Source organism: [Actinomadura] parvosata subsp. kistnae, from assembly GCF_900323885.1.
Taxonomy (GTDB): domain Bacteria; phylum Actinomycetota; class Actinomycetes; order Streptosporangiales; family Streptosporangiaceae; genus Nonomuraea; species Nonomuraea composti.
This window is the reverse complement of the sequence record NZ_OOHJ01000022.1, coordinates 1,604,425-1,630,993: the sequence shown is the minus strand read 5'-3', so window position 1 is coordinate 1,630,993 and position 26,569 is coordinate 1,604,425. Positions and strand designations below refer to the sequence as shown.

The window sequence follows — 26,569 nt, the reverse complement described above, 5'->3', positions numbered from 1 at the left end:
GGGTGTGGCTTTGCTGGTACAGCGAAGGGGAAGGACGTCACGGCAACGTACATTCCCCAAGACGCGCCCCAAGACATGGACGAAGAGCGGTACAAGACCAAGCTCTCCCTCGATCCCGACTCCGGCAAGGGAGGCCGCACGGTGAACGGACACTGGAGCCTCGACGACCGGCTGGCACGATCCCTGCGGGAAGTGCCCTTCGAGGTGCCCGCGGGCGCCGCGGCCGTCACGGTGCGGCTCTCCTACGACCGCTCCCAGGGCGTCATCGACCTCGGGTGCGCGGGGCCGGGCGGCTTCCGCGGCTGGTCGGGCGGGGCGCGCGACACGTACACGATCGGCCCCGCCTGGGCGACCCCCGGCTACCTGCCGGGCGAGCCCGAGCCGGGCACCTGGCACGTGTGGCTGCGCCTGCACCGCATCCCGCCGCAGGGGCTGGACTACACGCTGGACGTCTCCGTGCACCGCACCCCGCCGCCCGAGCCCGTCGAGGCGGCTGAGCCGCCGCGCGGCGAGCGGCCGCCGCGCAGGGCGATCCCGGATCTGGAGGGTCTGCGCTGGTACGCGGGCGACTTCCACGCCCACACCGTGCACAGCGACGGCAGCCTGACCGTCGCCGAGCTGGCCGAGCTGGCCCGCGGGCGCGGCCTCGACTTCCTGGCCGTCACCGACCACAACACGATCAGCCACCACCCCTGGCTGGCCGGGGCCGGCCGGGACATCACGCTCATCCCCGGCCAGGAGGTCACCACCGACCGGGGCCACGCGAACGTGTTCGGCGAGGTCGGCTGGGTGGACTTCCGCGAGCCCGCCGACTCCTGGGTGGAGCACGCCGAGCGGGCGGGCGGCCTGATCTCCGTCAACCACCCGCTCGGCGCCGACTGCGCCTGGCTGCTGCCGATCACCCGGCGGCCCCGCGTGGCCGAGGTGTGGAGCTCCGGCTGGTGGGACCGCCGCTGGGGCGCGCCGCTGGCCTGGGCCGACGCCTGGCGCGACGACGTGATCGCGATCGGCGGCAGCGACTTCCACCAGCACGGCTCCGACGGCCTGCCCGGCACGCCCACCACGTGGGTGCTGGCCGAGGACCCCGCCGCGGTGCTCGACGGCGTGCGCGCCGGCCGCACCGCCGTGTCCACCGGCCCCGACGGGCCGCTGCTGCTCAGGCTGGGCGACGAGCTGATCGCCCTCGACGCGGACGGCCTGGTGCTCGTCCGCCCCGACGGCACCCGGCAGGTGGTCCGCGGCGAGCGCGCCCTCTTGCCGGCCATCGACGGCCCGCACCGGCTGGAGACCTACGAGAACGAGGTGATCGCCCTATGCGCGTGAGGAAAGTCGCCAACGCCCCCGTGAGCTTCGGCGTGTTCGAGCTGAGCGACGGCCCGCCGCCGCTGACGCCCGACGAGATGGTCCGCGCGCTGGCCGAGGCCGGCTACGAGGGCATCGACTCCGGCCCGATCGGCTACCTGGGCACGGGCTCCGAGCTGCGCGAGCGGCTGAGCGGGGCCGGGCTGCTGCTCTGTGGCGGCTGGGTGGACCTGCCCTTCCACGACGCGGACGCGTACGAGAAGGCGCTGCCCACGCTGACGGCGGCGCTGGACGTGTTCGCCGCCGCGCCCGCCGGGGACCTCCCGCCGCGCCCCACGATCGCCTGCCCTGGCACGCCGGAACGGTTCGCGCGGCCCGGCGGGACCGCTCCAGGGCTGCCGGCCGCCGAATGGCCCGCGTTCGCCGCCCGCATCCAGGACGCGACCGAGCGGTGCCGCGCGCGCGGGTTCGAGCCCGCCTTCCACCACCACCTCGGCACGCACGTCGAGACGCCCGACGACGTCGAGCGACTGCTGGAGCTGACCGACGTGCAGCTCTGCCTGGACACCGGGCACCTGCTGCTGGCCGGCGGAGACCCGGTCGCCGCGCTGCGCGCCTGGTCGGAGCGGGTCGGGCACGTGCACATCAAGGACGGCGACACCGCCGTCCTCGCCCGCGCCCTCGACGACGGCGTGGACCTGCGCGAGCTGATGGGCCGCGGCGGGTTCGCCCCGCTCGGCGAGGGCGAGCTGGACCTGCCGGCCGTGGTGCGCACGCTCGACGAGATCGGCTACGCGGGCTGGATCGTCATCGAGCAGGACACCCTGCCAGGGCGGCGCACCGTCGCCCAGAACATCGCGGACCAGGCGGCCAACCGCCGGAAACTGAAGGACTTGGGGCTTTGAGAATCGCTCTTGTGGGCTGCGGCGCGGTCACGCAGGCCGTCTACGTGCCGCTGCTGTCGCGGCGGCGGGACCTGTTCGAGGTGAGCGCCGTCTGCGACCTGTCACCCACGCTCGCCGACGCCGTGGGCGAGCGGCTGGGGGCCGCGCGGCGGTACACGTCGGTGGCGGAGATGCTGGCCGGCGGCGGGTTCGAGGCCGTCGTCGTGCTGGCGTCCGGCTCGCACGGCGAGACCGTCCGCCAGGCGCTGTCCGCCGGGTACGCCGTGCTCTGCGAGAAGCCGCTGGCGCTGACCAGGGCCGAGGTGGCGGCGCTGCCGGAGGGGCGGCTGATGGTCGCCTACATGAAGCAGTACGACCCGGCCGTGCGCCGGGCCGAGGAGCTGCTGGCCGAGCTGGGCGGGCCCGAGGTGATCAGGTCGGTCGAGGTGACCGTGCTGCATCCGAGCGCCGAGTCGCAGCTCGCGTTCGCGAACCTGACCCGCGCCGCCGACGTGGACGCCGGCCTGCTCGCCTCGCTGCGGGCGGACGAGGACGCGCTGGTGTCGCGGGCGCTGGGCGAGCGGGCCCCCCGGGAGGTGCGCGACCTGTACGGGGTGGCGCTCGGCTCGATCTGCCACGACCTGTCGCTGCTGCGCCGCTTCACCGGCTCTCCCGCCGAGATCTCTTACGTCGAGACGTGGGGGCCGCCGCCCGGCTCCATCGAGATCTCCGGCCCGCTGCCGGTACGGGGCCGCTTCTCCATCCGCTGGCACTACCTGCACGACTACCCCGCCTACCGGGAGACCGTGGCCATCCACCACGACGGGGGCTCGCTGGAGCTGGTCTTCCCCTCGCCGTACCTGATGAACGCCCCGACCACGCTCACCGTCGTGTCCGGGGGCGAGAGCCGGACGCACTGGCGGGACGTGACGGAGGCGTTCGAGGTGCAACTGGCGGCTTTCCACGCTTACGTGAACGCCGGCAAGCCGCCGCTCACCGACGTGCACGGGGGTCTTGAGGACATCGTCACGGCGCAGCGCATCGCCGCGCGCTACGCCGTCCTGCGTGGTCTGCCGCTGGGAGGCGAGGCAGCGTGAGCACGGAGATCGTCGTCGTCCCGCACACCCACTGGGACCGCGAGTGGTACGAGCCCTTCCAGCGCTTCAGGCTCCGGCTGGTCGCGCTGCTGGACGAGGTGCTCGACACGATGGAGCGCGAGCCCGCCTACCACTTCACCCTCGACGGGCAGCTCGCCTGCGTGGACGACTACCTGGAGGTGCGCCCGGAGAACCGCGACCGGGTGGCGGCGCTGGTGAGGTCGGGGCGGCTGGCGGTGGGGCCGTGGCAGATCCTGCTGGACGAGTTCCTCTGCTCCGGCGAGAACATCATCCGCAACCTGGAGCTGGGCATGGCCAGGGCGGACCGGTTGGGCGGCGCCATGCCGGTCGGCTACCTGCCCGACATGTTCGGCCACACGGCGCAGATGCCGCAGATCCTGCGCAAGGCCGGGCTGACGCACGCCTGCGTCTACCGGGGCGTCCCGTCGGCCGTCACCACCGACGTCTTCGCCTGGGTGGCGCCCGACGGCACGGCGGTGCGCACGCAGTACCTGCCGGCGGGCGGCTACGGCAACGGGGCCTACCTGTTCTCCGAGGGGGAGGGGCTGGCGGAGCGGGCGGCGGGGTTCGTGCGCACGATGCGCGAGTGGCACGGGCCCGAGGGGCCGCTGCTGGCGATGTACGGCACCGACCACTCGGCGCCGGTGCGGGGGCTGCCGGACATGGTGGCCACGATCAGCGCCCGCATGGACACCTTGTCCGGATATATCGGCACATCTGATGGGGAGGTGGACGGCCTCCCGCAGGTGCACGGCGAGCTGCGCTCCCACGCCCGCGCCAACATCCTGCCCGGCGTCATCTCCATCCGCCCCAACCTCAAGCAGGCCATGAGCCGCGCCGAGCGCATGGTCGAGCGCTACGCCGAGCCGCTGGCCACGCTGTGGGGCTCGGAGTGGCCCGGCCGCTTCCTCGACATGGCCTGGTGGCGGCTCGTGGACGCCAGCGGCCACGACTCCGTGACCGGCTGCGGCGTGGACGAGACCGCCCAGCAGGTCGCCGCCCGCATCGCCGAGGCCGAGCACCTCGGCCAGGCCGTCCGCGACCTGGTCACCTCCCGGCTGGCGCGCTCCGTGCCGTCCGACGGCGTGCTCATCGTGAACCCCACCCCCGCGGCCCGGCGCGGCGTCGTCATCGTCGACATGCCCGGCAACGACCCCCTGCTGGACCCCTCGGGCGCGGTGGTGCCCGTGCAGCCCCTCGAGTACGCGCCCACGCTGCTGCTCGACGAGGAGATGGACCCGGCCACCGCGCTCACCTTCGTCCACGGCACCGAGCTGTACGGCCGGCACGTCGCGGGCTTGGCCGTCGAGGACGGCACGCTGACGTTCACCGTGGCCAGGGAGCCGTCGGTGGCGTTCGACGTCAACGACCTGCGCGGCGCCCTCGACGGCGTGACCCGCGTCCGCATCGTCGCCCAGCCCCGCCGCACCGTGGCCGCCATGGTGCAGGCCCCGCCCCTCGGCCACACGAGCCTGCGCCCGGGGCCGCGCGAGCAGGTCCACGCCGAGGAGGACGGCGTCGAGCGCCTGCCCGGCATGCACGACCCGTCCTGCTGGCTCAGCAGCGACTCGGCCCCCCTGCCGGTGCGCGGTGACGAACAGGTGCTGGACAACGGCCTCCTGCGGGTCACCATCGCCCCCGACGGCACCCTGACGCTGGTCGGCCAGGACGGCACCACCGTCACCGGCGCGGCCCGCGTCGTCGACGGCGGCGACGTCGGCGACACCTACAACTACGCGCCGCCCGCCACCGACGAGACCGTGTCGGAGCCCGTCGCGGTGGAGGCGGAGCTGATCTGCACCGGCCCGCTCACGGCCATGGTGGACGTGCGCCGCACCTACCTGTGGCCGGCCTCCGGCGAGGACCCCTACGACACCCCCGAGGTGCCTGCCGGGACGCGCGCCACCAGGATGGAGGAGATCACCGTCACCACCCGGGTCGAGCTGCGCGCCGGCGAGCCGTTCGTCCGGCTGCGGGTGGACTTCGACAACCGCTGCGCCGACCACCGGGTACGCCTGCACGTCCCGCTGCCGCAGCCCGCCACGTGCTCCCACGCCGAGGGCCAGTTCGCCGTCGTCACCCGCGGGCTCACCGCGGAGGGCGGCTGCGGCGAGACCCCGCTGCCCACCTTCCCCGCCTCGTCGTGGGTGGCCGCCGGAGGCGTGGCGGCGCTGCTGGAGCACGTGACCGAGTACGAGCTGGCGGACGGCGAGCTGGCGCTCACGCTGCTGCGCTCGACCGGCTACCTCTCCCGCAACCGCAACGCCCTGCGCCCCGAACCCGCCGGCCCCAGCTGCCCACCCCCGCCGCCCAGTCGCGCGGGCCGCGCACGGTGAGCTTGGCGCTGATGCCGTACCAGGGGTCGTGGCGCGAGGTGGTGCCGCAGGCGGAGGCGTTCCGCCACGACCTGCTCGTGGTGCCGGGGCTCGGCGAGCCGTACCTGCCCCTGCCCGCGCCCGAGGCGGGGCTGGAGGTGAGCGGGGACGGCGTCGTGATGACCTCGCTGCGCGAGCGCGACGGGTGGCAGGAGCTACGCGTCGTGGCCCTCACCCTCGACGCCACGGAGGCGATCGTCACCGGGCGCTTCGCCGAGGCCCGCCACGCCGACCTGCGCGGCCGCCCCGGCGACCCCCTCCCGGTCACCGACGGCACGCTCAGGCTTCCCCTCGGGGCCTGGGAGATCGCCACGGTGCAGCTCAGGTGCTGAGGCCGAGCTGGCGGGCCGCGCGGATGGCCAGCCAGACCTCGGCGAAGGCCGCGCTGGAGTCCAGGTCCCTGCCGCTCAGCTCGCTGAACCGGCGCAACCGGTAGGCGAGCGTGTTGGGATGGACGTGCAGGGCCGCGGCGGCCTCGCCCATCCGGCGGTTGTGCTCCAGCCAGGTGCGTACGGAGACCAGCAGGTGCGACCGGTGCGCGGCGTCGTAGGCGATCACTTTGCCGAGCACGTACTCGACCAGCGCGGTCAGCGTGGCGCGGTCCTCGGGGAGCCAGCGGCCGGTCGTGTCGTCGCCGTACGTGACGAGCCCCCGCCCGACTCCGCGGCGTGGGTGGCGGCCCAGGCGGCCTCGCGCTGGGCCACGCGCAGGGGTTCGCCGGGCGGGAAGGGGCGGCTCATGCCGGCGGCGGCTCCCGGGACGGCGGCCGCGGCCGGGCCGAGGGAGGGCGGGCCGAGGAGGTAGTGGTCGTCGCCGCGGCGCAGCATGAGGTGCGGGTGGTCGTCGAGGGCGCGGCGCAGGGCGTCGTCGGGGGCGCCGCGCACGACGATCAGCGCCGTGTCGGTGTCCAGGGGCAGGCCGAGGCGGGCCAGGCGGCGGCGCGCGGCGGGCGGGTCGAGGAGGTCCTGGAGGAGCTCGGCCAGCGTTTCCGCGCCTTCCCTGCGCAGGGTCTCGCGCTCGTGCCTGGCCATCGCGACCTGGAGGGCGGCGACCGTGGCGATGTGCTGGACGACGGCGAGGCCGGCGGGGCGGGCGCCCTCGCGTTCGAAGGCGACGAGGTAGCCGGCGGGGCCGCCGGGCGCGGAGACGGGCAGGACGAAGCCGCCGGGGATGGTGGGCGGGGCGTCGAAGGTGGCGGGCAGGACGGACGGCGCGGGAGCGGGGACGCCGGGCAGGAGGGGGCGTCCTGACGGGGTGGACAGGTAGACGTCGTAGCCGGACAGGCGCTCCAGGCGCTTGAAGAGGGTGGCGGTGTCGAGGTCTTCGGTGGCCAGCCAGCGCAGCGCGCCGAACACCTGGAGCTGGGCGCCGAGGCGGTGGCTGGCGTCCTCCTGGAGCGCCGCCGCGACCTCCTGCGCGATCGCGATGAACGGCACCGCCAGCGGCACCTCCAGCACCGGCATGCCGCGCTCCTCGGCGGCCTCGAAGAAGGCGGGGTGCAGCGGCGGCACGTGCAGCTGGGCCGACAGGGCCAGCGCGGAGACGCCGGCGTCGTCGAGGCGTTCCAGGTAGGCCCGCTGCCGGGCGGCCGAACGGGGCACGCCGATGCCGGTCGTCATGATGACCTCGGCCCCGAGCAGCCAGGGCGTCGGGTCGTCGAGCTCGCTCACGTGCGCCCACGAGACCGAGCGGGACAGCCCGGCCTCGCCGGCGAGCACGCGGAGCTGGAGGGCGGGGGAGCGGAGGAGATCCTCCACGGTGAGTTTGTGCTCGGCCACAACACACACCGTAATACTTCGTGACGACCACAATTGCCGCAGGTCAGAGCCATGACGAACACTGAGGCGCATGACTCTCGGCCCTGTCGACTCCAGCAAGGTCCCGCGTTTCGCGGGCCCCGCCACCTTCGCCCGCCTGCCCCGCCTCGACCAGGTGGAGCGGGCCGGCGTGGCGGTGGTGGGCGTGCCCTTCGACACCGGCGTCTCCTACCGGCCCGGCGCCAGGTTCGGCCCGGCGGCGGTACGCGAGGCGTCCCGGCTGCTGCGGCCCTACCACCCGGGCCTGGACGTGTCCCCGTTCGAGCGGGTGCAGGTCGCCGACGCCGGCGACATCGCGGTCAACCCGTTCGACATCGGCGCCGCCATCGAGACCATCGAGGGCGCGGCCGACGACCTGGACGCCAGGCTCGTCACGATCGGCGGCGACCACACGATCGCGCTGCCGCTGCTGCGCTCGGCGGCCAGGAAGCACGGCCCCGTGGCGCTGGTGCACTTCGACGCGCACCTCGACACGTGGGACACCTACTTCGGCGCCGAGTACACGCACGGCACCCCGTTCCGGCGGGCGGTCGAGGAGGGCATCCTCGACACCGAGGCGCTCAGCCACGTCGGCATCAGGGGCTCCCTCTACGGCAAGAAGGACCTGGAGGAGGACCGGCGGCTCGGGTTCGGCATCGTGACGGCGGCCGACGTGCTGCGGCGCGGCCTGGACGAGGTGATCGACCTGCTGCGGCAGCGGGTCGGCGACCGTCCTCTCTACCTGTCGGTCGACATCGACGTGCTCGACCCGGCGCACGCCCCCGGCACGGGCACCCCCGAGGCGGGCGGGCTCACCAGCCGCGAGCTGCTGGAGATCCTGCGCGGCCTGGCCGGGCTCAACCTGGTCGGGGCCGACGTGGTCGAGGTGGCCCCGGCCTACGACCACGCGGAGATCACCTCGATCGCCGCCTCCCACGTGGCATACGACCTCGTCAGCCTGCTCGCCCTCCAGGAGAAGACATGAGCGGCACCTCCATCACCGAGATCGAGACGTACGGCGTCGAGCGCATCCCCGACGCCGACCGCACCGCCCGCCCCGTCGACCTGTTCAGGGTCGCCTTCGGCGGCGCCAACACGTTCGCTACGTGCGTGCTCGGCGCCTTCCCCATCCTGTTCGGCCTGTCGTTCTGGCACGGCCTGGCCGCGACCGTGCTCGGGCTGGTGGCGGGGGCGCTGATCCTGGCGCCGCTGTCGCTGTTCGGGCCGCTGAACGGCACCAACAACGCCGTCTCCTCCTCCGCGCACCTGGGCGTGCACGGCCGGATCGTGGGCTCGTTCCTGTCGCTGCTGACCGCGATCGCGTTCTTCTCGATCTCGGTGTGGTCGTCGGGCGACGCGCTCGTGGGCGGCGCGCACCGGCTCGTGGGGCTGCCGGACGGCGATCTGTCGTATGGGATCGCGTACGGGATCTTCGCCGTCCTGGTGCTCGTCGTCTGCGTGTACGGCTTCCGTTTCATGCTGTTCGTGAACAAGATCGCGGTGGCGGCGGCGTCGCTGCTGTTCGTGCTGGGCGTGTTCGCCTTCGCGGGCGACTTCGACCCGTCGTACACCGGCACGGTCAAGCCGGGTGAGGCGTTGTTCTGGCCCTCGTTCATCGGCGCGGCGCTGATCGTGTTGTCGAACCCGGTCTCGTTCGGCGCCTTCCTGGGCGACTGGTCCCGCTACATCCCGGCGAGCACGCCGCGCCGGCGGGTGATGGCGGCGGCGTTCCTGTCGCAGGCGGCCACGATCCTGCCGTTCTTCTTCGGCCTGTCCACGGCCTCGATCATCGCGGCGAAGGCCGCCGAGTACGTGGACCCGGCCGCCCCCAACTACGTCGGCGGCCTGCTGGCGGTCTCGCCGGGGTGGTACTTCGTGCCCGTGTGCCTCATCGCGCTGATCGGCGGCATGTCGACCGGCACGACCTCGCTGTACGGCACCGGCCTGGACTTCTCCAGCGTCTTCCCGCGCTTCTCCCGGGTGCAGGCGACGGTGTTCATCGGCACGCTGTCGATCGTGTTCATCTTCATCGGGCGTTTCGCGGCGAACCTCACGCAGAGCATCTCGACGTTCGCCACACTGATCATCACGTGTACGGCACCCTGGATGGTGATCATGATGCTCGGCTACGTGACGCGGCGTGGCTGGTACGACCCGGAGGCGCTGCAGGTGTTCAACCGGCGCCAGCGCGGCGGCCGCTACTGGTTCACGCACGGCTGGAACTGGCGCGGGCTGAGCGCCTGGCTCGTCTCGGCCGGGCTGGCGCTGATGTTCGTCAACCTGCCGGGCCAGTTCGTCGGGCCGCTCGGTGACCTGGCCGGCGGGGTGGACATCTCGCTCCCGGTCGGCCTGGCCGTGGCCGGGCTGCTCTACCTGGTGCTGCTGGGCCTGTTCCCCGAGCCACGCGAGGTCTACGGCCCGGACGGGCCGCGCCTGGTCCGCGCGGCCGACACGCCGGTGCTGCCCATCGTGGAGCCGGTGGCGTGATGGAGCTGCTCGACCTGTCCGCGCCGATCGAGACCGGCATGCCCGTCTACCCGGGCGACCCGGAGGTCTCGCTCGGCCCGGCGCTCACCGTGGCCCGCGACGGCGTGAACGTGCTGGGCCTGCACCTGGGCTCCCACTCGGGCACCCACGTGGACGCGCCCTTCCACATCGACGATGCGCTGCCCACGCTGGACGAGCTGCCGCTGGAGCGCTTCCACGGCCCGGCGGTCGTGGTGGACGCGCGGGGGCAGGGGTCGATCGGGCCGGAGCTGTTCGAGGAGGTGCGCGCGGGCGTGATCGTGCTGGTGGCCACCGGCTGGCCGTTCGGCGGCCACGGGCATCCGTACCTCAGCGCGGAGGCGGCGCGGCTGCTGGTCGAGCGGGGCGTGCGGACGGTCGGGACCGACGCGCTGAGCGTGGACCCGACGCCCGCCGACGACTTCCCCGCGCACGAGATCCTGCTGCGCGCGCACGCCGTGATCGCCGAGAATCTGCGCGGTCTCGACCGGCTCATAGGAGCGGGGCCGGTCGAGGTGTCCATGTTCCCGCTGCGGATCACCGGAGGCGACGGCTCGCCCGTCCGGGCGATCGCCCGGGTCGGCTAGCGGGTGCCCCAGGAGTAGGTCTGCTTGCGCAGCTTCAGGTAGACGAACGACTCGGTCGCCCGGACGGCGGGGATGGCGCGGATTTTGCTGAGGATCTCCAGCAGGTGCCCGTCACCCTCGCAGACCACCTCGACGATCACGTCGAACGAGCCCGCCGTGAGCACGACGTAGTCGATCTCCTCGATGTTCGCCAGCTCGTCGGCCACCTTCTCCAGGTCGCCCTCGCAGTTGACGCCGATCATGGCCTGGCGGGGGAAGCCCAGCGTGAGCGGGTCGGTGACCGCGACGATCTGCATGACGCCGGCGTCCTGGAGGCGCTGGACGCGCTGGCGTACGGCGGCCTCGGACAGGCCCACCGCCTTCCCGATCGCCGCGTACGGCTTGCGCCCGTCGGCCTGGAGCTGCTCGATGATCTGCTTGGACAGGTCGTCGAGCACCACCGGGCTGCCGGAGCCTGCGCTGTTTCGGCGTACGCGGGGCGGCGTCGTCATTGAGCGGATCCTCCTAGCGGTCCGGCGTTACGGGGGCGTTCCCGCCGGGTTGCCGTCCTGGTGCGACATGTTGTCAGTTCTTCGCGGTCTGTCAAGCGAATTCGTAGCAATTTGATATCTTCACCACGAAATCCCTTGTCCAGATGCATCTGCTCTGTCAGAGTCGCGGCATCTCAGCCACCTCCGAGGAGGTCACCACCTTGACCACCCGCCTGCAGAACTACATCAACGGTGGGTTCGTGGACGCGAAGAGCGGCCGATTCTCCGACATTATCGATCCGTGCACGGGTGAGGCTTATGTCCAGGCCCCCGTTTCGGGTCAGGAGGACATCGACGCCGCCTTCGCCGCCGCGGCCGCCGCTTTCGAGTCGTGGGGCAGGACCACCCCTGGTGAGCGGGCGAACCTGCTGCTCAAGGTCGCCGACGCGATCGACGCCCGGGCCGACGAGATCAACGAGGCCGAGTGCCGCAACACCGGCAAGCCGCGGGCCCGCATGGCGGAAGACGAGACGCCGGTCGCCGCCGACCACTTCCGCTTCTTCGCCGGCGCCGCCCGCACGCTGGAGGGCCCGACGGCCGGCGAGTTCCTGGCCGAGCACACCAGCGTCATCCGGCACGAGCCGATCGGCGTCGTCGGCCAGGTCACGCCGTGGAACTACCCGATGATGATGGCGGTCTGGAAGATCGCCCCCGCGCTGGCGGCCGGCAACACGATCGTGCTCAAGCCGTCCGACACCACCCCCGTCTCCACGCTGAAGCTCGCCGAGATCATCGGTGAGGTGCTGCCCGCGGGCGTCTTCAACGTCGTCACCGGCGACCGCGAGACCGGCTCGATGGTCGTCAGCCACCCGACCGCCGCCATGGTGGCGATCACCGGCTCGGTCGGCGCGGGCATGTCGGTGGCCAAGAGCGCCGCCGACGACCTCAAGCGGGTGCACCTGGAGCTCGGCGGCAAGGCGCCGGTCGTGGTCTTCGAGGACGTCAAGGACCTGCGCAAGGCCGCCGCCGACATCGCCACCGCCGGCCTCTACAACGCCGGCCAGGACTGCACGGCCGCCTGCCGGGTGCTGGTGCATGAGAGCGTGCACGACGAGTTCGTGGCCGCACTTACCGAGGCCGCCGCCGCCACCGTCACCGGCGACCTCGACAACGAGGACGCGCTCTACGGCCCGCTCAACAACGAGAACCAGCTCGCCAGGGTGCAGGGCTTCATCGACCGGGTCCCGCCCCACGCGAAGGTCCTCACCGGCGGTCACCGCGTCGGCGACAAGGGCTACTTCTTCGCCCCGACGGTCGTGGACGGCCTGCGCCAGGACGACGAGATGGTGCAGAACGAGGTCTTCGGCCCCGTGATCACCGTCCAGACGTTCACCGACGAGGCCGACGCCCTCGCCAAGGCCAACGACGTGAAGTACGGGCTGAGCGGCTCGGTCTGGACCTCCGACCACGGCCGCGCCATGCGCATGTCGAACCGGCTCGACTTCGGCGTGGTCTGGGTCAACACGCACATCCCGTTCGTCTCGGAGATGCCGCACGGCGGCTTCAAGCACTCGGGGTACGGCAAGGACCTGTCGGTGTTCGGTCTGCACGACTACACCCGGGTCAAGCACGTCATGCACTACATCGGCGAATAGCGGCAAGGAACGAACCTGGAAATGACCGGGCTGAGTGCGATTGAGCTTGCGGACGTCGTCAAGGAGTATCACTCGCATGGCGAGGTCGTCCAGGCAGTCAAGGGCGTGACGCTGGGCATCGGGGAGGGGGAGTTCTTCTCCCTCCTCGGGCCCTCCGGGTGCGGCAAGACCACGACCATGCGCATGATCGCGGGCTTCGAGGCGCCCACGAAGGGCGTGGTGAAGCTCTACGGCCAGGACGTCACCGACGTCCCCCCGAACAAGCGCGACGTCAACATGGTCTTCCAGTCCTACGCGCTCTTCCCGCACATGAGCGTCTGGGACAACGTGGCGTTCGGCCTCAAGCAGCGCAAGGTCGCCCAGGCGGAGATCAGGCGCCGGGTCGGCGAGATGCTGGAGATCATCGGCCTGACGGGCCGCGAGAAGCGCATGCCGCGCGCCCTGTCCGGCGGCCAGCAGCAGCGGGTGGCGCTGGCCAGGGCGCTGGTCAACCAGCCGCGCGCGCTGCTGCTCGACGAGCCGCTCGGCGCGCTCGACCTGAAGCTGCGCCAGGCCATGCAGATCGAGCTCAAGCGCATCCAGCGCGAGGTCGGCATCACGTTCGTGTACGTCACGCACGACCAGAGCGAGGCGCTGACCATGAGCGACCGCATCGCCGTGATGAACGACGGCGTGGTCGAGCAGCTCGCCGGGCCGCGCGAGATCTACGAGCGGCCCGCCACGGCCTTCGTGGCCGGCTTCATCGGCACGTCCAACCTGCTCGCCGGCGCCGCGACCGGCGGCGAGATGAAGGTCGGCGGCGGCAGGGTGCTGGTGCCCGGCCACGACGGCGACGTGACCGTCACCGTGCGGCCCGAGAAGATCACCATCGGCACGGACGAGCCCGCGCAGGGGCTGAGCGCCGTGAAGGGCACCGTGTCCGAAGTGGTGTATCTCGGCACGTATAACAGCTATGCGGTGAGTCTCGCTGACGGGGCCGAGATCACCGTGTTCCAGCAGAACGCGCATGATGCCACGGCCACCGCGGAGCGGGGCGACTCCGTCTGGCTGTCGTGGCAGGCGCAGCACTCGTACGTGATTGGAAGTTGACAGCACCTCATGAACCCCCTCATGCGTGGAATGACGCAGCCCCGCACCCGTCGTGACGTCTTCCGCCTGGCCGGCTTCTCCGCCGCCGGGCTCGCCCTGGCCGCCTGCGGCGTGCAGGGGCAGAAGGCGGCGCCGCCGAAGGCCGACGCGGTGGCCGACTACTGGGCCAAGCAGAAGAAGAACGGCAAGGTCGTCTTCGCCAACTGGCCCGAGTACATGCCGGAGGACAAGGGGCCGCTGGAGAAGTTCAAGAAGGACACCGGCATCGCGTACGAGTACAAAGAGGTCATCCAGGAGAACGCCGAGTTCTTCGGCAAGGCCGACCCCGTGCTGCGGGCCGGGCAGTCGCTGGGCTACGACATCGTCGTCATGACCAACGGCATCCAGCTCCAGCACATGATCGAGCTGGGCTACGCGGTGCCGCTCGACCACTCCAAGCTGCCGAACTTCGACGCCAACGCCGGGCAGAAGTACAAGGAGCGCTCGTACGACCCCGGCAACAAGTACACCGTGCCGTACACCTCCGGGGTGACCGGCATCGCGTACAACACCAAGTACGTCAAGGACGAGATCACCAGCATCGAGTCGTTGTTCGACCCGAAGTACAAGGGGCGGGTCGGGATGATGGCCGACGCGCAGGAGATCGCGAACTTCGGCATGATCGCGCTGGGCATCGACCCGGAGAAGTCGACCGAGGCGGACTGGAACAAGGCCGGCGAGAAGCTGAAGGCCCAGCGCGACGCCGGAATTGTCCGGAAATATTATGATCAGTCGTATATCGACGCCGTGTCGAAGGGCGACGTCTGGCTGACCATGGCCTGGTCCGGCGACGTGTTCCAGCGGCAGCTCGCCGGCGAGCCCGTCAAGTTCGTGGTGCCCGCCGAGGGCGGCACCATCTGGACCGACAACATGCTCATCCCCAAGGGCGCCGCCAACCCCGTGGACGCCCTCATGCTGATGGACTACCTCTACCAGCCGGCCGTCGCCGCCGAGCTGGACGAGTACATCCAGTACGTCACCCCCGTCCCCGCCGTCCAGGACCTGCTGCGGGAGAAGGCCAAGACGGCCAAGGGCGAGGACAAGAAGGCCCTGGAGGACATGGTGGACAGCCCGCTCATGTTCCCCTCCGAGGCCGACTACGCCAAGCTGCGCAACTACACCCAGCTCACCACCCAGCAGGAGCAGGTGTTCAACCCGATCTTCCAGTCGATCACCCAGGCGTAGACGATGCGGCGGCTCACCCCCTACCTGCTGGCGCTGCCGAGCTGGATGTGGCTGGCGATCTTCCTGGTCGTGCCCATGGTGGCGATGGCGTCGGTGTCGCTGCAGACCGGCAACGCCATCGACGGCTTCGCCATGACGTTCAGCTTCTCCAACTACACCGAGGCGATCGGCCGCTACAGCACCCAGCTCGCCCGCTCGCTGCTCTACGGCGCGCTGGCCACCGTGGCCATGCTGGTCATCGGCTACCCGGTGGCGTACTTCATCGCCTTCAAGGCCGGCGCCCGCAAGTCGATGTACCTGTTCCTGCTGCTGCTGCCGTTCTTCGTCTCGTTCGTGCTGCGCACGATCTCGTGGAACTTCCTGCTGGCCGACAACGGCATCCTGTTCGGGACGCTGAAGGGCTGGGGGCTGCTGCCCGCCGACTTCCACGTGCTGGCCACGACCGTCGCGGTGGTGGGCGGGCTGACGTACAACTTCCTGCCGTTCATGATCCTGCCCATCTACGTGGCGCTGGAGCGCGTGGACCCGCGCGTGGTCGAGGCCGCCCAGGACCTGTACGCGACCCGGGCGGCGGCCTTCCGCCGGGTGGTGCTGCCGCTGTCGCTGCCCGGGGTGTTCGCCGGGGTGCTGATGACGTTCGTGCCCGCCACGGCCGACCCGATCAACGCCGCCATCCTCGGCGGCACGTCGAACACGATGATCGGCAACATCATCCAGACGGCGTACCTGACCAACCTCGACTACCCGACCGCCTCCGCGCTGTCGTTCACCCTGATGGCGGTGTTGCTCGTGGGCATCTTCATCTACGCGCGGGCGCTCGGCACCGAGAACGTCCTAGAGGCGGCGGCCCGATGAGGGGCGGGCGGGCCGGCGACCGGCTGCTGCACCTCTACACGTGGCTGATCATCCTCTGGCTGTCGTCGCCGATCGCCGTGATGATCCTGTTCGGCTTCAACGACAAGCGGAGCAAGTCCAACACCACCTGGCAGGGCTTCACCCTGCGCTGGTACGCCGAGCTGTTCGACATCTCCGACCTCACCACGGCGCTGGCCAACTCGCTGAAGATCGCCGTGGCCAGCACCGTGATCACGGTGGTCATCGGCACCATGCTCGGCCTGGCGCTCGGCCGGCACCGCTTCCGCGGCAGCGGCGTCACGAACTTCCTCGTCTTCGCCGCCATCTCCACGCCCGAGCTGGTCATGGGCGCCTCGCTGCTGTCGCTGTTCGTCTCGGGGAACGTGCCGCGCGACTCCGTCACGATCATCGTCGCGCACGTGCTGTTCTCGCTGTCGTTCGTGGTCGTCACCGTACGGGCGCGGGTCGTCACGCTGGACCCGTCGCTGGAGGAGGCCGCAAGAGACCTCGGCGCCGGCGCCTGGGCCACCTTCCGCCTCGTGACGCTGCCGTCGATCATGCCGGCCGTGCTCGCCGGCGGCATGCTGTCCTTCGCCCTGTCCATCGACGACTACGTCGTGACCAGCTTCGTCAACGGCTCCACCGTGACCTTCCCGCTGTGGATCGTCGGCGCGGTCAAGACCGGCATCCCGGCGCAGGTCAACGTCATGGGTACGCTGCTGTTCGGAGCCGGGGTGCTGATCGCCGTGGGCAACGCGGTCGCGGCCCGCCGCCGTAGCTGAGAGCATTCTTCCGACCGCCCCTCCGCAGGTCGCGGAGGGGTTTCACCGTGGCCAAGAACAGGGAGGCGAGATCGGATTCCGGCGGGGGGAACCCGCGCGTGATCACCTATTTGGTCCCGCAATTTCAGACTCAGACTTTCGTAAGGGAAGTGGGATTTGTGGATCCGCTGAAGGCGCTGGCTGACGCGGAGCGCAAGCCGTACTGGCTGGACAGCCCGGCCAGACCCGAGCCGCAGCCGCGGCTCTTCGGACACACCACCGCCGACCTGGTCGTCGTCGGCGGCGGCTTCACAGGGCTGTGGACGGCCCTCATGGCCAAGGAGCGCGACCCGTCACTCGACGTCGTCCTGCTCGAAGGCCGCAGGATCGGCTGGGCGGCCACCGGCCGCAACGGCGGGTTCTGCATGGCGACCCTCACCCACGGCCTGGCCAACGGGCTGGAGCGGTGGCCCGAGGAGATCGACCGGCTCGAACGCATGGGCGTCGAGAACCTCGACGAGATCGAGCGCACGCTGGAGCGCCACGGCATCGACTGCTCGTTCGAACGCACCGGCGAGCTGCACGTCGCCACCGAGGACTGGCAGCTCGACGGGCTCAACGAGCACCTCGACCTCATCTCCGACCTGGGCCTCGACTACGTGCCGCTCGACCAGGAGCAGGTGCGGGCCGAGGTGAACTCGCCGACCTACCTCGGCGGCCTCTGGGAGCGCAGCGGCTGCGCCATGCTCGACCCGGCCAGGCTGGCGTGGGGCCTGCGGGAGGCGTGCCTGCGGCTCGGCGTCCGCGTCCACGAGCGCACCCCGGTCCGCTCGCTGGCCGACGACGGCACGACGATCACCCTGCGCACGCCGTACGGGGCGGTGGGCGCGCGCCACGTGGCGCTGGGCACCGGAGTGTTCCCGCCGCTGCTGCGGCGGCTCAAGCACTTCGTGGTCCCGGTGTACGACTACGCGCTGATGACCGAGCCCCTGACCGGCGCCCAGCTCGACACCGTGGGCTGGCGCAACCGGCAGGGCGTGGGCGACTCCGGCAACCAGTTCCACTACTACCGGCTGACCGACGACAACCGGATCCTGTGGGGCGGCTACGACGCCGTCTACTACAACGGGGGCCTGGTCAAACCGGAGTACGACCAGCGCGACGAGACCTTCGTCAAGCTCGCCCGGCACTTCTACGACACCTTCCCGCAGCTCGACGGCGTGCGCTTCACCCACAGGTGGGGCGGCGTCATCGACACGTGCAGCCGGTTCAGCGCCTTCTACGGGCAGGCGCACGGCGGCCGGCTCGCCTACGCCGCCGGCTACACCGGCATGGGCGTCGGCGCCACCCGGTTCGGCGCGAACGTCATGCTCGACCTGCTGTCGGGCAAGCCCACCGACCGCACCGAGCTGCGGATGGTGAAGGAGAAGCCGATGCCGTTCCCGCCCGAGCCGGTGCGTTCGGGGGTGATCCAGTTCACCCGCTGGTCGATCGCGCAGGCCGACCAGCACCAGGGCAGGCGCAACCTCTGGTTGCGCGCGCTCGACCGGATGGGGCTGGGGTTCGACTCGTAACCTGGTCCCCATGAGAGTGGAATTCATGGCGGACGGCCTCACGCTGGCCGGCGACCTGCGGGTCCCGGGCGGCGTGGGGCCGTGGCCCGGGCTCGTCCTCACGGGGCCGTTCACCGGCGTACGCGACCAGGTCACCGGCCTGTACGCGGCCCGGCTGGCCGAGCGCGGCTACGCCACCCTGGCCTTCGACCACCGCAACTGGGGCGAGTCGGAAGGCCGGCCCCGCCGCCACGAGGACCCGCAGGGCAAGCTGCACGACCTGCGGGCGGCCGTGTCCTTCCTGCGCGCGCGGCCCGAGGTGGACCGCGAGCGCGTCGGAGCCGTCGGCATCTGCCTCGGCGCCGGGTACGCGCTCAGGTTCGCCGCCTTCGACCCCCGCGTGAAGGTGTTCGCCGGGATCGCCGGCGCCTACAACAACCCGTACGCGATGCGCGGCGCCGACCTCGCGCCCCACCTCGACGTGCTGGAGCGGCAGGACCTCGGCGGGCCCGTCGAGTACCTGCCCGCCGTCGCCGAGCGGGGCGAGGCCGCGATGCCCGGGGACGAGCCGTACGCGTACTACGGCGGCGAGCGCGGCGCCTCCCCGCACTGGGCCAACGAGGTGACCAGGGGGAGCATCCTCGAACTGCTCACCATGGACAACATGATGGGCAGCGACTTCCTGTCGCCGAAGCCGGCCTTGATCGTGCACGGGGTCGTCGACCGGTTCTGCGCGCCCGAAGGGGCGGAGGAGGTGTTCAAGCGGCTCGACCAGCCGAAGAAGATCGTCTGGGTGGACGCCAAGCAGCACATCGACCTCTACGACCGCGAGCCGTACGTCACGCAGGCCGTGGAGGCGACCGCCGACTTCCTGGGCGAGCACCTCTGAACCGACCTCCGAGCCGACCTCGGCACCCACCTCGGAACCCGCCTCCGAACCCACCTCGGACCCCACCCGCGAACCCACCTCCGAACCCACCTCCGAACTCGGCAAGAACCTGCTGAAGGTCTCGCCAGGAATGCGCCTGGGGTGATGGTCCGGGCGTTCGGGCCGGGCATGCTCCCGTACGACCCCCGATGAGAGCTCGGGGGTTGGTGCGTGCGCGGGAAGTGGATGGCCGGGCTGGGGCGGGACCTGGACCTGGGGCCTGGACGGCGGTCGGCGATCGCTGTCGCGGCCATGGGCGTGTTCGTGTTCCTGGGCGGCTGCGGGGCGGGCAAGGCTCCGGTAATGCCCGCCGTGGTGGAGGCGCCGGTCAAGGTCGCACGATGCGTCCTGAAATTTCGTGACACGCGCCTGGGAAACGCCGCCCGGGCGCGCCTCTCACGCGACCTCGCCACGTACGTCCGCGGCCGGCCCGGCCGCATCGTCTACGCCGCGCACGACCTCGTGACCGGCATCAGGCTCGGGCTCGGCGAGCACGAGCACGACATGATCACCGCCAGCGGGGCCAAGGTCGACATCCTCGCCGCACTCCTGTCCCGCCGCGACTCCCGCCTCGACGCCGGCGAGCGCGACCTCGCCGCCCGCATGATCAGGGAGAGCGACAACAGCGCCGCCGACGCGCTCTGGTCCCGCGTCGGGGGCGGCGGCGCCATGAGCGACTTCTACGCCAGGATCGGCCTCACGGAGACCACCCCCGGCCCCAGCCAGTACTGGGGCGGCACCAACACCAGCCCCGCCGACCGCCTCCGCCTCCTCAAGGTCCTCATTAGGGGAGGCAAGGGCGGCCTCACCCCCGCCGACCGGGGGATGGTCCTCGGGCTCATGGAACGAGTCCAGCAGGACCAGGCCTGGGGCGTCAGCGCCGCCGCCCGCCCCGGGGACCGGGTGGCACTCAAGAACGGCTGGACACCCCGGCCGTTCATCCACAACACGTGGGCGGTGACCAGCTACGGCCGCATCGCCGGCCCGGAGCGCGACCTGCTGCTGTCCGTCCAGACGGACCAGCAACCGGGGGAGGGCACAGGCATCCAGACGATCGAGGGCATCGCCCGCATGATCGGCACTCGCCTCCACCACCTCACCCCCACCACCACCCGCCCCTGCCCCACCAACCCCATCCCCTGACCCACCCCACCCCAGCCCACCGCCCACCGCCCACCGCAGCTCACCGCCCGCCCCAGCCCATCGCCCGCCCGCGCCGCCTGGCCTGTGCCGCGCCTGCCACTGGTCGCGGCGTTCCTCCGCTGGCGGGATGGGATCGGCCGGAGTGCCGCTGCCCCGCCGCTCGCCGCAGCGCCCCCTTCGCTCGCGGACGGCACCGCCCGGGGCGCGTCACTCGTCACGCGCCGCACCGCGCCTCGCCCATCGGCCCCGTCAGGTGTGGAAGTCGTCAGGAGGGGGCGCCCGTGAGGATGTTCTCCGGGATCTCCTTCGGGACGCCCCGCAGTCCCACCAGTGCGAGCGCCGCCACCAACGCCAGCAGGGCCGCCGTGACGAGGGAGGTGAGGTGGATGCCGTCGACGAAGGCCGCCTGTGCGGCTCGTACGAGCTGGTCGGCCTGGTCGGCGGGGAGGGTGGTGGCGGCGTTGAGGGCGCCGGCGAGGGATTCGCGGGCCGCCTCGCCGGCCACCCCCGGCGGCAGGTCCAGGTGGGCTCGGTAGGCGCTGGTCAGTACGGTGCCGAGGATGGCGATGCCGAGGGCGCCGCCGAGCTCGAAGGCGGTTTCCGAGACCGCGGCGGCGGCCCCCGCGCGCTGCCGTGGTGCCGTGGCCAGGACGTTGTCGTTGTTGACGGTGAAGGCCAGCCCGGTGCCCATGCCCTGGATGATCAGGACGGGCAGCAGCGCCCAGTAGTTCAGTTCGGTGTCGAGGGTGGCGTAGTACAGGAAGGCGCCGGCGTTCATGGCGAGGCCGAGCGCGACCACGCCGTTCCTGCCCAGGTGCCGGATGAGCCTGGCGGCCAGCACGCCGCCCACGGCGCCGCTGAGCCCGCCGGGGAGCTGGGCGAGCCCGGCCTGGAGCGGGGACCAGCCGAGCACGAGCTGCAGGTACCAGGCGAACATCAGCATCATGGCCGACATGGCGAAGATGGCGAGGAGGTTCGTCAGGACGGAGGCGGTGAAGGCCCGGCGGGCGAAGAGCCGCACGTCGATGAGCGGGTCGGCGAGCCTGGTCTGCCGCCACACGAACAGCGCCAGCAGCACGACCCCGGCCACCCCGGCGATCACGACGTCCGCGTGCCCGGGGCCCTTGTGGGCGGCCTCCTTGATCGCGTAGATGACGGTGACGATGCCGGTGAACGACAGCGCCACGCTGGCCGGGTCGAGCCGGCCCGCGCGCGGGTTGCGCGACTCCGGCAGCACCAGGATGCCGCCCACCAGCACCAGCGCCATGATGGGCACGTTGATGAGGAAGACCGAGCCCCACCAGAAGTGGTCGAGCAGCAGCCCTCCGACCACGGGGCCGATGGCGAAGCCGGCCGCGCTCATGCCGCTCCAGATGCCGATGGCCGCGGTGCGCTCGGCCGGCTCGGTGAACACGTTGCGGATGATCGACAGGGTGGAGGGCATGATGGTGGCGCCGGCGACGCCCAGCAGCGCCCTGGCCGCGATCAGCAGCTCGGGGGTGGGCGCGTACGCGGTCACGGCGGAGGCGGCGCCGAATGCGACGGCGCCGATGAGGAGCAGGCGTTTGCGGCCGATGCGGTCGCCGAGGTTGCCCATGGTGACGAGCAGGCCGGCCAGGGCGAAGCCGTACATGTCGCCGATCCACAGCAGCTCGGTGGAGGTCGCGCCGAGGTCGGCCACCAGCCGGGGCAGGGCCAGGTGCAGGACCGTGAGGTCGAGCGAGAGCAGCAGCGTGGCCAGGCACGCGATGGCCAGGCAGGACCATTTGTTCTTCATGCCGCACACTGTGTTCGGGGCGACTGACGGCGGGCCTACCGCTCGCTGACCGCCTCACCGGCCAGCCCGGTCATGGCGGCGTCGATGCGGGCGCGGGTGTCCTCGGTGCTGAACCAGTTGTCGGGGCAGACCTCGCGGGCCTGGACGAGCAGGGCGCGGGCCGCCTCGTGGTCGCCGCGTTCCGCCTCCACCAGGCCGAGCCCGAGCAGGGCCCAGGCCAGGGTCTCCATGGAGCCGTTGCGCCGCGACAGCTCGGCCGCCTCGGCGAAGTCGTCCCGGGCGGCCTCCAGGTCGCCGAGGCCGGTCCGCGCGTCGCCGCGGCGGCACAGCCCTTCGGCGATCTCCGTGACCGCCCCCAGCTCGCGCGCGAGCGTGAGCGCCTCGCCGGCCAGCGCGAGCGCGCTGCGGTAGTCGCCCTGCAGCTGCCGCAGCGCCCCCAGCCCCGACAGCACCAGCACCATGCCCCACCGCTCGCCGATGGCCCGGAACCCGGAAAGGCTGCGCTCGAAGCGGTCCAGCGCCTCGTCCGTCCGGCCGAGCAGCTGCAGGACGAACGCGTGACCGCAGTTGGCCAGCGCCTCCTTCCACGGCGAGAGGCCGACCACCGCGTCCATGTAGAACTGCTCCATCGCCCCGAAGTCCGCCGGCGGCCCGGTGAACATCGACAGCAGCATCATCATGAACTCCACCCGCACCGGCAGGTAGTCGATCGGCAGCAGCCGCCGCACCTCCTCCAGCCGGGTGCGCAGCAGCTCGTCCGTGCCTCCGGCCCACGCCACGATGAGCACGCACATGGCGTACTCCTCCTCAAGGCCGGGCAGGCGGGTCTCGCCGAGCGCCGCGAGGAGCGCGGCGGCCAGGTTCGCGCTGGAGACGCGGTGGCCGCGCATCCACCAGTAGCAGGCGCTGTGAGCCAGCAGCCGCATGCCCAGCTCGAACTGCCCGGACTCGGTCGCCCACCGCACGGCCGCGTCGAGGTCGTCGCTCTCCTCGTCGAGCCGGGCCAGCCACTCCATCTGCGCGGCCGTGCGCAGCAGCGGGTCGGCCGCCAGCATCAGGTCGAGGTGGTAGCGGGCGTGCGCGTCGCGGATCGTGTCCCCTTCGCCCGACTCCTCCAGCCGTTCGGCGCAGAACGCCCGGATCGTCTCCAGCATCCGGAACCGCCCGTCCACGAACTCCACGAGCGACTTCTCCGCCAGCGAGAACAGCACCTCCTCCGGCAGCCCGCACACCCGCTCGGCCGCCTCCGGCCGCGCCCCCGCCACGAACGCGCTCAGCCGCCTGGCCATCACCTGCTCGTCGTCGTCCAGCAGGTCCCAGCTCCACGCCACGACCGCGTGCAGCGTCTGGTGCCGGGGCAGCGCCGTACGGCTGCCGCGGGCCAGGAGCCTGAACCGGTCGTCGAGCCGGGCCGCGACGTCCGCGATCGACAGGGTACGCAGCCGCGCCGCCGCCAGCTCGATCGCCAGCGGCAGCCCGTCGAGAGCCCGGCAGATGCGCACGACGTGCGCGGCGTTGCCCGCGTCCACCGCGAAACCCGGCCGGACGGCGGCGGCGCGGTCGGCGAACAGCCGCACCGCCGGATACTCCAGAGGGTCGGGCGTCTCGGCGGGCGGCAGCCGCAGCGGCGCCACCGGCAGGATCGACTCGCCCGTGATGCCCAGCGCCTCCCGCCCCGTCACCAGCACCCGCAGGTCGGGGCAGGCGGCCAGCAGGTGATCGGCCAGCTCGGCGGTGGCCGCCACCAAGTGCTCGCAGTTGTCCAGGACGAGCAGCAGCTCGCGGCTGGCCAGCGCGGCGACCAGCCGGGCGGCGGGGTCCAGGGCGGGGCGCTCGTGCAGGTTGAGGAGAGGGTCGCGGACGCCGATCGCGGCCAGCACCGCCTGCGCCACGCCGTCGCCGTCGGAGACGGGGGCCAGCGGCACGAAGCACACGTCGCCCGGCTCCTGCCCGGCCGCCTCGATCGCCAGCCGGGTCTTGCCCGCGCCGCCGGGGCCGATCAGCGTGACGAGCCTGCTGTCCTGGAGCCTGGCCCCGACCTGCGCCAGCTCCTCGGCCCGGCCCACGAAGCTGGTGAGCTGCGCCCGCAACCCCTGCCTGCCCCGCCGCCCGCCCCCGCCCTGTCCGCCCCCGCCCTGTCCGCTCGCGTCCTGCCCGCTCGCGCCCTGTCGGTACGGGCTGCGCGCGGAGGCGGCCCCGGGGCCGGAAGCAGGGGAAGGTACGGCAGGGTGCGTGGTGCCGGAGGCGGTCGCATGGCCGGTGCCGGGGGTGGGCGCGTAACCCGTGCCGGGGGTGGGCGGGTAGGTGGGGCCGAGGGAGGGGTCGGCGCGGAGGACGGCCAGGTGGGCGGCGGTCAGGTCGGCGCCTGGCTCGATGCCCAGCTCCTCGTCCAGCAGCTTCCTCGTCTCCTCGTAGACGGTCAGCGCCTCGGCCTGCCGCCCGCTGCCGTACAGGGCCCGCATGAGCTGGGCGCGCAGCCGCTCCCGGAGCGGGTGGGCGGCGGTGAGCTGGCTCAGCTCGGCCACCAGCTCGCGGTGCCGCCCCAGGTCGAGCTCCGCCCGCACGCGGTCCTCCGTGGCGGCCAGCCGCAGCTCCTCCAGGGCGGCCGCGGCGGCGCCGGCGTGCGGGGCGTCGGCGAGCGGCGCGCCCCGCCACAGCTCCAGCGCCTCGCGCAGCAGCATCGCGGCCCGTTCCGGGTCGCCGCCGGCCAGCGCCTGCCGCCCTTCGGCGGTCAGCAGCTCGAACCGGCGCGCGTCCACGTCGTGCGGGTCGGCGACCAGCCGGTATCCGGCCGGGTGGAACTCCACCAGGTCCCGCCCCAGAGCCCGGCGCAGCCGCGACACCTGCGACTGCAGCGCGTTGGCGACGCCCTCGGGCGGGCGCGGCCCGTACATGCCGTCCACGAGCTGCTCGGCGCCGACGATGCGGCCGGCGTGCAGGGCGAGCAGCGTCAGCAGGGCGCGGACGCGGGGGCCGCCGACCGGGACCTGCTCGCCGTCCTCGTCCAGCACGTTCGTGGGCCCGAGGATCTGGAAGCGCATGCCTCGATTATCGCGGCAACCTGTCGGCGATCTCGGCATATGTCGGGATCGCCGGGGCGGGCTCGCCGCGGGCGGCGAGCGCCGTGCCCAGCGCCGCTCCCAGCGCGGCCCGGTAGAGCAGCGAGCCGGTGCTCACCCTGGCCACCCCGGCCTCACCCAGCCGGGCCAGGCTGGGGCCGTTCGGCTGGTGCAGCACGTTGAGGGGCAGCGGCGTGCGGGCCGCCACCTTCGCGATCTCGTCAAGGTCGCTCAGCCCCGGGACGAAGATGCCGTCGGCGTGCCCGTAGGCGTCCACCCGCTCCTCGGTGCCGGTGCCGTCACCCAGCCAGTACGTGTCGGTGCGCGCGTTGACGAACACCCCGTGGCCCTGGGCGGCCTCGATGATCCGCTGGTGCAGCTCGACGGGCCGCAGCGTGCCGTCGGGGCGGCCGTCCTCCAGGTTGACGCCCGCCACGCCCAGCGCGGCCAGGCCGGCCACCAGCTCGCCCACCTCGTCCGGGTCGTCGCTGAACCCGCCCTCGATGTCCACCGTCACCAGGACGCCCAGGCCGCTGATCGCCTCGGCCAGCTCGATCGTCTCGGCCTTGGTGGCGCCGGTCGCGTCCGGTTTGCCGTGCACGGCTGCCACGCCGAGGCTGGTGGTGCCGATCGCGGGGAAGCCGTGCGCGGCCAGGTAGGCGGCCGAGCCGTAGTCCCAGGCGTTGGGCAGCAGCAGCGGGTCGCCGGGCCGGTGCAGGTCGCGGAAGCTCGAGCTCATGCCGTCAGTCCTTCCAGGACGCCCGCGGCCAGGGCGAGCGCGTGCTCGGGCGCGGGGCAGGGGCGTACGCCGTGGCCGAAGGTGAGGTGCGGGACGTGGCCGAGCGCGGGGTCGACCGCGTCGGGGTCGCGGTTGACGGCGACCAGGTCGATCGTCACCTCGTCGCCGGTGCGCGTGTCGAGCCTGCGGGTGGCCTTGAGCGGCGGGTCCTGCCGGAGCGTCTCGCCCAGCAGCACGTCGATGTCGTCACCGGGATGCGCGTGTTCGAGCGCGTTCTCGATGAGCCCCTCCGTGGCGGCGTGCGCCTGCAGCAGGAGGGTGATCACGGGCACGCCGGCCAGTTTCAGCAGCTCGGCCACGGCGGCGTCGGCCTGCGGGCTCTCCTCGCCCGACAGGTAGCCGGCCGCGGCGGCGGGCACGGCGCCGGTGTCCTCGACCCCGAGCGCGGCGCCGAGCACGGCCGTCGGCACGCCCCGCCAGTCACCACCCCGTTCCCTGGTCAGGGTCGCGGCGGCCGATCGCAGCGCGGCGGGGTCCAGCCCGCTCAGCAGCTCGACCAGCTCGTGGCGCCGCCGCGCGTGCGTCTCGCCGGTGCTGAACCGGGAGACGTGGGCGCGCAGCCAGGCCAGCGTCCCTTCGGCGCCGTCCTGGCGGACGGGTGGCGGCACGTACCTGGTGTCGGCGAGCACCGCGGCGGCTTCGGCATGACGGGTGATGAGCATGAGGCCACGCTAGGGCGGGGTCCTTTC

23 protein-coding genes are annotated in these 26,569 nt (G+C 72.3%); 16 read left to right on the top strand and 7 right to left on the bottom strand.

Going from position 1 to position 26,569, the window contains the following annotated elements; all coding sequences use genetic code 11:
- Positions 1–75 precede the first annotated feature (75 nt).
- The 5 genes from KIS93_RS50080 to KIS93_RS66545 are packed head-to-tail and all read left to right on the top strand — an operon-like array spanning position 76 to position 6,011.
- Positions 76–1,323, top strand: coding sequence for a CehA/McbA family metallohydrolase (locus KIS93_RS50080; RefSeq protein WP_186404879.1), 1,248 nt, complete (start codon positions 76–78; stop codon positions 1,321–1,323).
- Entirely contained in the window at positions 1,314–2,207 is an 894-nt protein-coding gene (locus KIS93_RS50075) for a TIM barrel protein (RefSeq protein WP_080042311.1), read from the top strand. Before KIS93_RS50080 ends, KIS93_RS50075 begins: the two co-directional genes overlap by 10 nt.
- Positions 2,204–3,283: a Gfo/Idh/MocA family protein gene (locus KIS93_RS50070; RefSeq protein WP_080042310.1), complete on the top strand. Its 1,080-nt coding sequence runs from the start codon at positions 2,204–2,206 to the stop codon at positions 3,281–3,283. The genes KIS93_RS50075 and KIS93_RS50070 overlap by 4 nt, the downstream gene beginning before the upstream one ends.
- On the top strand, positions 3,280–5,640 hold the full coding sequence (locus KIS93_RS50065; protein ID WP_246005485.1) for a glycoside hydrolase family 38 N-terminal domain-containing protein: 2,361 nt from the start codon (positions 3,280–3,282) through the stop codon (positions 5,638–5,640). The genes KIS93_RS50070 and KIS93_RS50065 overlap by 4 nt, the downstream gene beginning before the upstream one ends.
- Positions 5,641–5,651: 11 nt before the next feature.
- Complete coding sequence (locus KIS93_RS66545) at positions 5,652–6,011, top strand: hypothetical protein (RefSeq protein ID WP_246005484.1); 360 nt, start codon at positions 5,652–5,654, stop codon at positions 6,009–6,011.
- Here the strand turns inward: KIS93_RS66545 and KIS93_RS66540 are convergent.
- Positions 6,001–6,249, bottom strand: a complete 249-nt coding sequence (locus tag KIS93_RS66540; RefSeq protein ID WP_246005483.1) for a helix-turn-helix domain-containing protein — start codon at positions 6,247–6,249, stop codon at positions 6,001–6,003. The genes KIS93_RS66545 and KIS93_RS66540 overlap by 11 nt on opposite strands.
- A gap of 17 nt (positions 6,250–6,266) precedes the next feature.
- Complete coding sequence (locus KIS93_RS50060; protein ID WP_246005482.1) at positions 6,267–7,457, bottom strand: PucR family transcriptional regulator ligand-binding domain-containing protein; 1,191 nt, start codon at positions 7,455–7,457, stop codon at positions 6,267–6,269.
- Between the two features lie 70 nt (positions 7,458–7,527).
- On the opposite strand from KIS93_RS50060, the gene speB reads away from it, so the two are divergent.
- The 3 genes from speB to KIS93_RS50045 are packed head-to-tail and all read left to right on the top strand — an operon-like array spanning position 7,528 to position 10,567.
- Positions 7,528–8,460, top strand: coding sequence for an agmatinase (gene speB / locus KIS93_RS50055; protein ID WP_080042307.1), 933 nt, complete (start codon positions 7,528–7,530; stop codon positions 8,458–8,460).
- Positions 8,457–9,962, top strand: coding sequence for a purine-cytosine permease family protein (locus tag KIS93_RS50050; protein ID WP_080042306.1), 1,506 nt, complete (start codon positions 8,457–8,459; stop codon positions 9,960–9,962). Before speB ends, KIS93_RS50050 begins: the two co-directional genes overlap by 4 nt.
- On the top strand, positions 9,962–10,567 hold the full coding sequence (locus tag KIS93_RS50045; protein WP_080042305.1) for a cyclase family protein: 606 nt from the start codon (positions 9,962–9,964) through the stop codon (positions 10,565–10,567). The genes KIS93_RS50050 and KIS93_RS50045 overlap by 1 nt, the downstream gene beginning before the upstream one ends.
- Here KIS93_RS50045 and KIS93_RS50040 read toward each other — a convergent pair.
- A complete protein-coding gene (locus tag KIS93_RS50040; RefSeq protein ID WP_080042304.1) occupies positions 10,564–11,058 on the bottom strand; it encodes an Lrp/AsnC family transcriptional regulator in 495 nt (164 codons plus the stop codon). The genes KIS93_RS50045 and KIS93_RS50040 overlap by 4 nt on opposite strands.
- A 200-nt stretch (positions 11,059–11,258) precedes the next feature.
- Between KIS93_RS50040 and KIS93_RS50035 the strand changes: the two genes are divergently transcribed.
- The 8 genes from KIS93_RS50035 (at position 11,259) to KIS93_RS49995 (ending at position 20,245) form a co-directional block, all read left to right on the top strand.
- Positions 11,259–12,692: a gamma-aminobutyraldehyde dehydrogenase gene (locus KIS93_RS50035; RefSeq protein WP_080047173.1), complete on the top strand. Its 1,434-nt coding sequence runs from the start codon at positions 11,259–11,261 to the stop codon at positions 12,690–12,692.
- A 21-nt stretch (positions 12,693–12,713) separates the two neighbouring features.
- On the top strand, positions 12,714–13,781 hold the full coding sequence (locus KIS93_RS50030; protein ID WP_080042303.1) for an ABC transporter ATP-binding protein: 1,068 nt from the start codon (positions 12,714–12,716) through the stop codon (positions 13,779–13,781).
- A 30-nt stretch (positions 13,782–13,811) separates the two neighbouring features.
- The gene (locus tag KIS93_RS50025; protein ID WP_155128436.1) at positions 13,812–15,005 is read left to right on the top strand and encodes a polyamine ABC transporter substrate-binding protein; all 1,194 of its coding nucleotides are present in this window, start codon (positions 13,812–13,814) and stop codon (positions 15,003–15,005) included.
- Positions 15,006–15,008: 3 nt separating this feature from the next.
- The gene (locus tag KIS93_RS50020; RefSeq protein ID WP_080042301.1) at positions 15,009–15,860 is read left to right on the top strand and encodes an ABC transporter permease; all 852 of its coding nucleotides are present in this window, start codon (positions 15,009–15,011) and stop codon (positions 15,858–15,860) included.
- Positions 15,857–16,642 (top strand): ABC transporter permease, encoded by a 786-nt coding sequence (locus KIS93_RS50015; RefSeq protein ID WP_080042300.1) that lies wholly within the window; start codon positions 15,857–15,859, stop codon positions 16,640–16,642. Before KIS93_RS50020 ends, KIS93_RS50015 begins: the two co-directional genes overlap by 4 nt.
- Before the next feature lie 158 nt (positions 16,643–16,800).
- Positions 16,801–18,195: an NAD(P)/FAD-dependent oxidoreductase gene (locus KIS93_RS50010; RefSeq protein WP_080042299.1), complete on the top strand. Its 1,395-nt coding sequence runs from the start codon at positions 16,801–16,803 to the stop codon at positions 18,193–18,195.
- A 10-nt stretch (positions 18,196–18,205) separates the two neighbouring features.
- Positions 18,206–19,063 carry an alpha/beta hydrolase gene (locus tag KIS93_RS50005; protein WP_080042298.1) on the top strand — a complete coding sequence of 286 codons (858 nt, stop codon included), beginning with the start codon at positions 18,206–18,208 and terminating at the stop codon, positions 19,061–19,063.
- Positions 19,064–19,273: 210 nt separating this feature from the next.
- Complete coding sequence (locus tag KIS93_RS49995) at positions 19,274–20,245, top strand: serine hydrolase (RefSeq protein ID WP_155128434.1); 972 nt, start codon at positions 19,274–19,276, stop codon at positions 20,243–20,245.
- Between the two features lie 265 nt (positions 20,246–20,510).
- Here KIS93_RS49995 and KIS93_RS49990 read toward each other — a convergent pair whose 3' ends face one another.
- Genes KIS93_RS49990 through KIS93_RS49975 form a run of 4 tightly spaced genes read right to left on the bottom strand, consistent with a single transcriptional unit; the run spans position 20,511 to position 26,542 of the window.
- On the bottom strand, positions 20,511–22,022 hold the full coding sequence (locus KIS93_RS49990) for a DHA2 family efflux MFS transporter permease subunit (protein ID WP_080042296.1): 1,512 nt from the start codon (positions 22,020–22,022) through the stop codon (positions 20,511–20,513).
- 35 nt (positions 22,023–22,057) lie between these two features.
- A complete protein-coding gene (locus KIS93_RS49985) occupies positions 22,058–25,063 on the bottom strand; it encodes an AfsR/SARP family transcriptional regulator (RefSeq protein WP_230465523.1) in 3,006 nt (1,001 codons plus the stop codon).
- A 7-nt stretch (positions 25,064–25,070) separates the two neighbouring features.
- Positions 25,071–25,820, bottom strand: a complete 750-nt coding sequence (locus tag KIS93_RS49980; protein ID WP_080042294.1) for an isocitrate lyase/PEP mutase family protein — start codon at positions 25,818–25,820, stop codon at positions 25,071–25,073.
- Positions 25,817–26,542: a cytochrome P450 family protein gene (locus KIS93_RS49975; protein ID WP_080042293.1), complete on the bottom strand. Its 726-nt coding sequence runs from the start codon at positions 26,540–26,542 to the stop codon at positions 25,817–25,819. The genes KIS93_RS49980 and KIS93_RS49975 overlap by 4 nt, the downstream gene beginning before the upstream one ends.
- Positions 26,543–26,569 lie beyond the last annotated feature (27 nt).

What these genes read in the sequence shown, in the direction of transcription:
- KIS93_RS50080 (WP_186404879.1), top strand. Translation starts at nt 76, where the DNA reads ATGGACGAAGAGCGGTACAAGACCAAGCTCTCCCTCGATCCCGACTCC.
- KIS93_RS50075 (WP_080042311.1), top strand. Translation starts at nt 1,314, where the DNA reads ATGCGCGTGAGGAAAGTCGCCAACGCCCCCGTGAGCTTCGGCGTGTTC.
- KIS93_RS66545 (WP_246005484.1), top strand. Translation starts at nt 5,652, where the DNA reads ATGCCGTACCAGGGGTCGTGGCGCGAGGTGGTGCCGCAGGCGGAGGCG.
- speB (WP_080042307.1), top strand. Translation starts at nt 7,528, where the DNA reads ATGACTCTCGGCCCTGTCGACTCCAGCAAGGTCCCGCGTTTCGCGGGC.
- KIS93_RS50050 (WP_080042306.1), top strand. Translation starts at nt 8,457, where the DNA reads ATGAGCGGCACCTCCATCACCGAGATCGAGACGTACGGCGTCGAGCGC.
- KIS93_RS50045 (WP_080042305.1), top strand. Translation starts at nt 9,962, where the DNA reads ATGGAGCTGCTCGACCTGTCCGCGCCGATCGAGACCGGCATGCCCGTC.
- KIS93_RS50040 (WP_080042304.1), bottom strand. Translation starts at nt 11,058, where the DNA reads ATGACGACGCCGCCCCGCGTACGCCGAAACAGCGCAGGCTCCGGCAGC.
- KIS93_RS50030 (WP_080042303.1), top strand. Translation starts at nt 12,714, where the DNA reads ATGACCGGGCTGAGTGCGATTGAGCTTGCGGACGTCGTCAAGGAGTAT.
- KIS93_RS50025 (WP_155128436.1), top strand. Translation starts at nt 13,812, where the DNA reads ATGACGCAGCCCCGCACCCGTCGTGACGTCTTCCGCCTGGCCGGCTTC.
- KIS93_RS50020 (WP_080042301.1), top strand. Translation starts at nt 15,009, where the DNA reads ATGCGGCGGCTCACCCCCTACCTGCTGGCGCTGCCGAGCTGGATGTGG.
- KIS93_RS50015 (WP_080042300.1), top strand. Translation starts at nt 15,857, where the DNA reads ATGAGGGGCGGGCGGGCCGGCGACCGGCTGCTGCACCTCTACACGTGG.
- KIS93_RS50005 (WP_080042298.1), top strand. Translation starts at nt 18,206, where the DNA reads ATGAGAGTGGAATTCATGGCGGACGGCCTCACGCTGGCCGGCGACCTG.
- KIS93_RS49990 (WP_080042296.1), bottom strand. Translation starts at nt 22,022, where the DNA reads ATGAAGAACAAATGGTCCTGCCTGGCCATCGCGTGCCTGGCCACGCTG.
- KIS93_RS49985 (WP_230465523.1), bottom strand. Translation starts at nt 25,063, where the DNA reads ATGCGCTTCCAGATCCTCGGGCCCACGAACGTGCTGGACGAGGACGGC.
- KIS93_RS49980 (WP_080042294.1), bottom strand. Translation starts at nt 25,820, where the DNA reads ATGAGCTCGAGCTTCCGCGACCTGCACCGGCCCGGCGACCCGCTGCTG.
- KIS93_RS49975 (WP_080042293.1), bottom strand. Translation starts at nt 26,542, where the DNA reads ATGCTCATCACCCGTCATGCCGAAGCCGCCGCGGTGCTCGCCGACACC.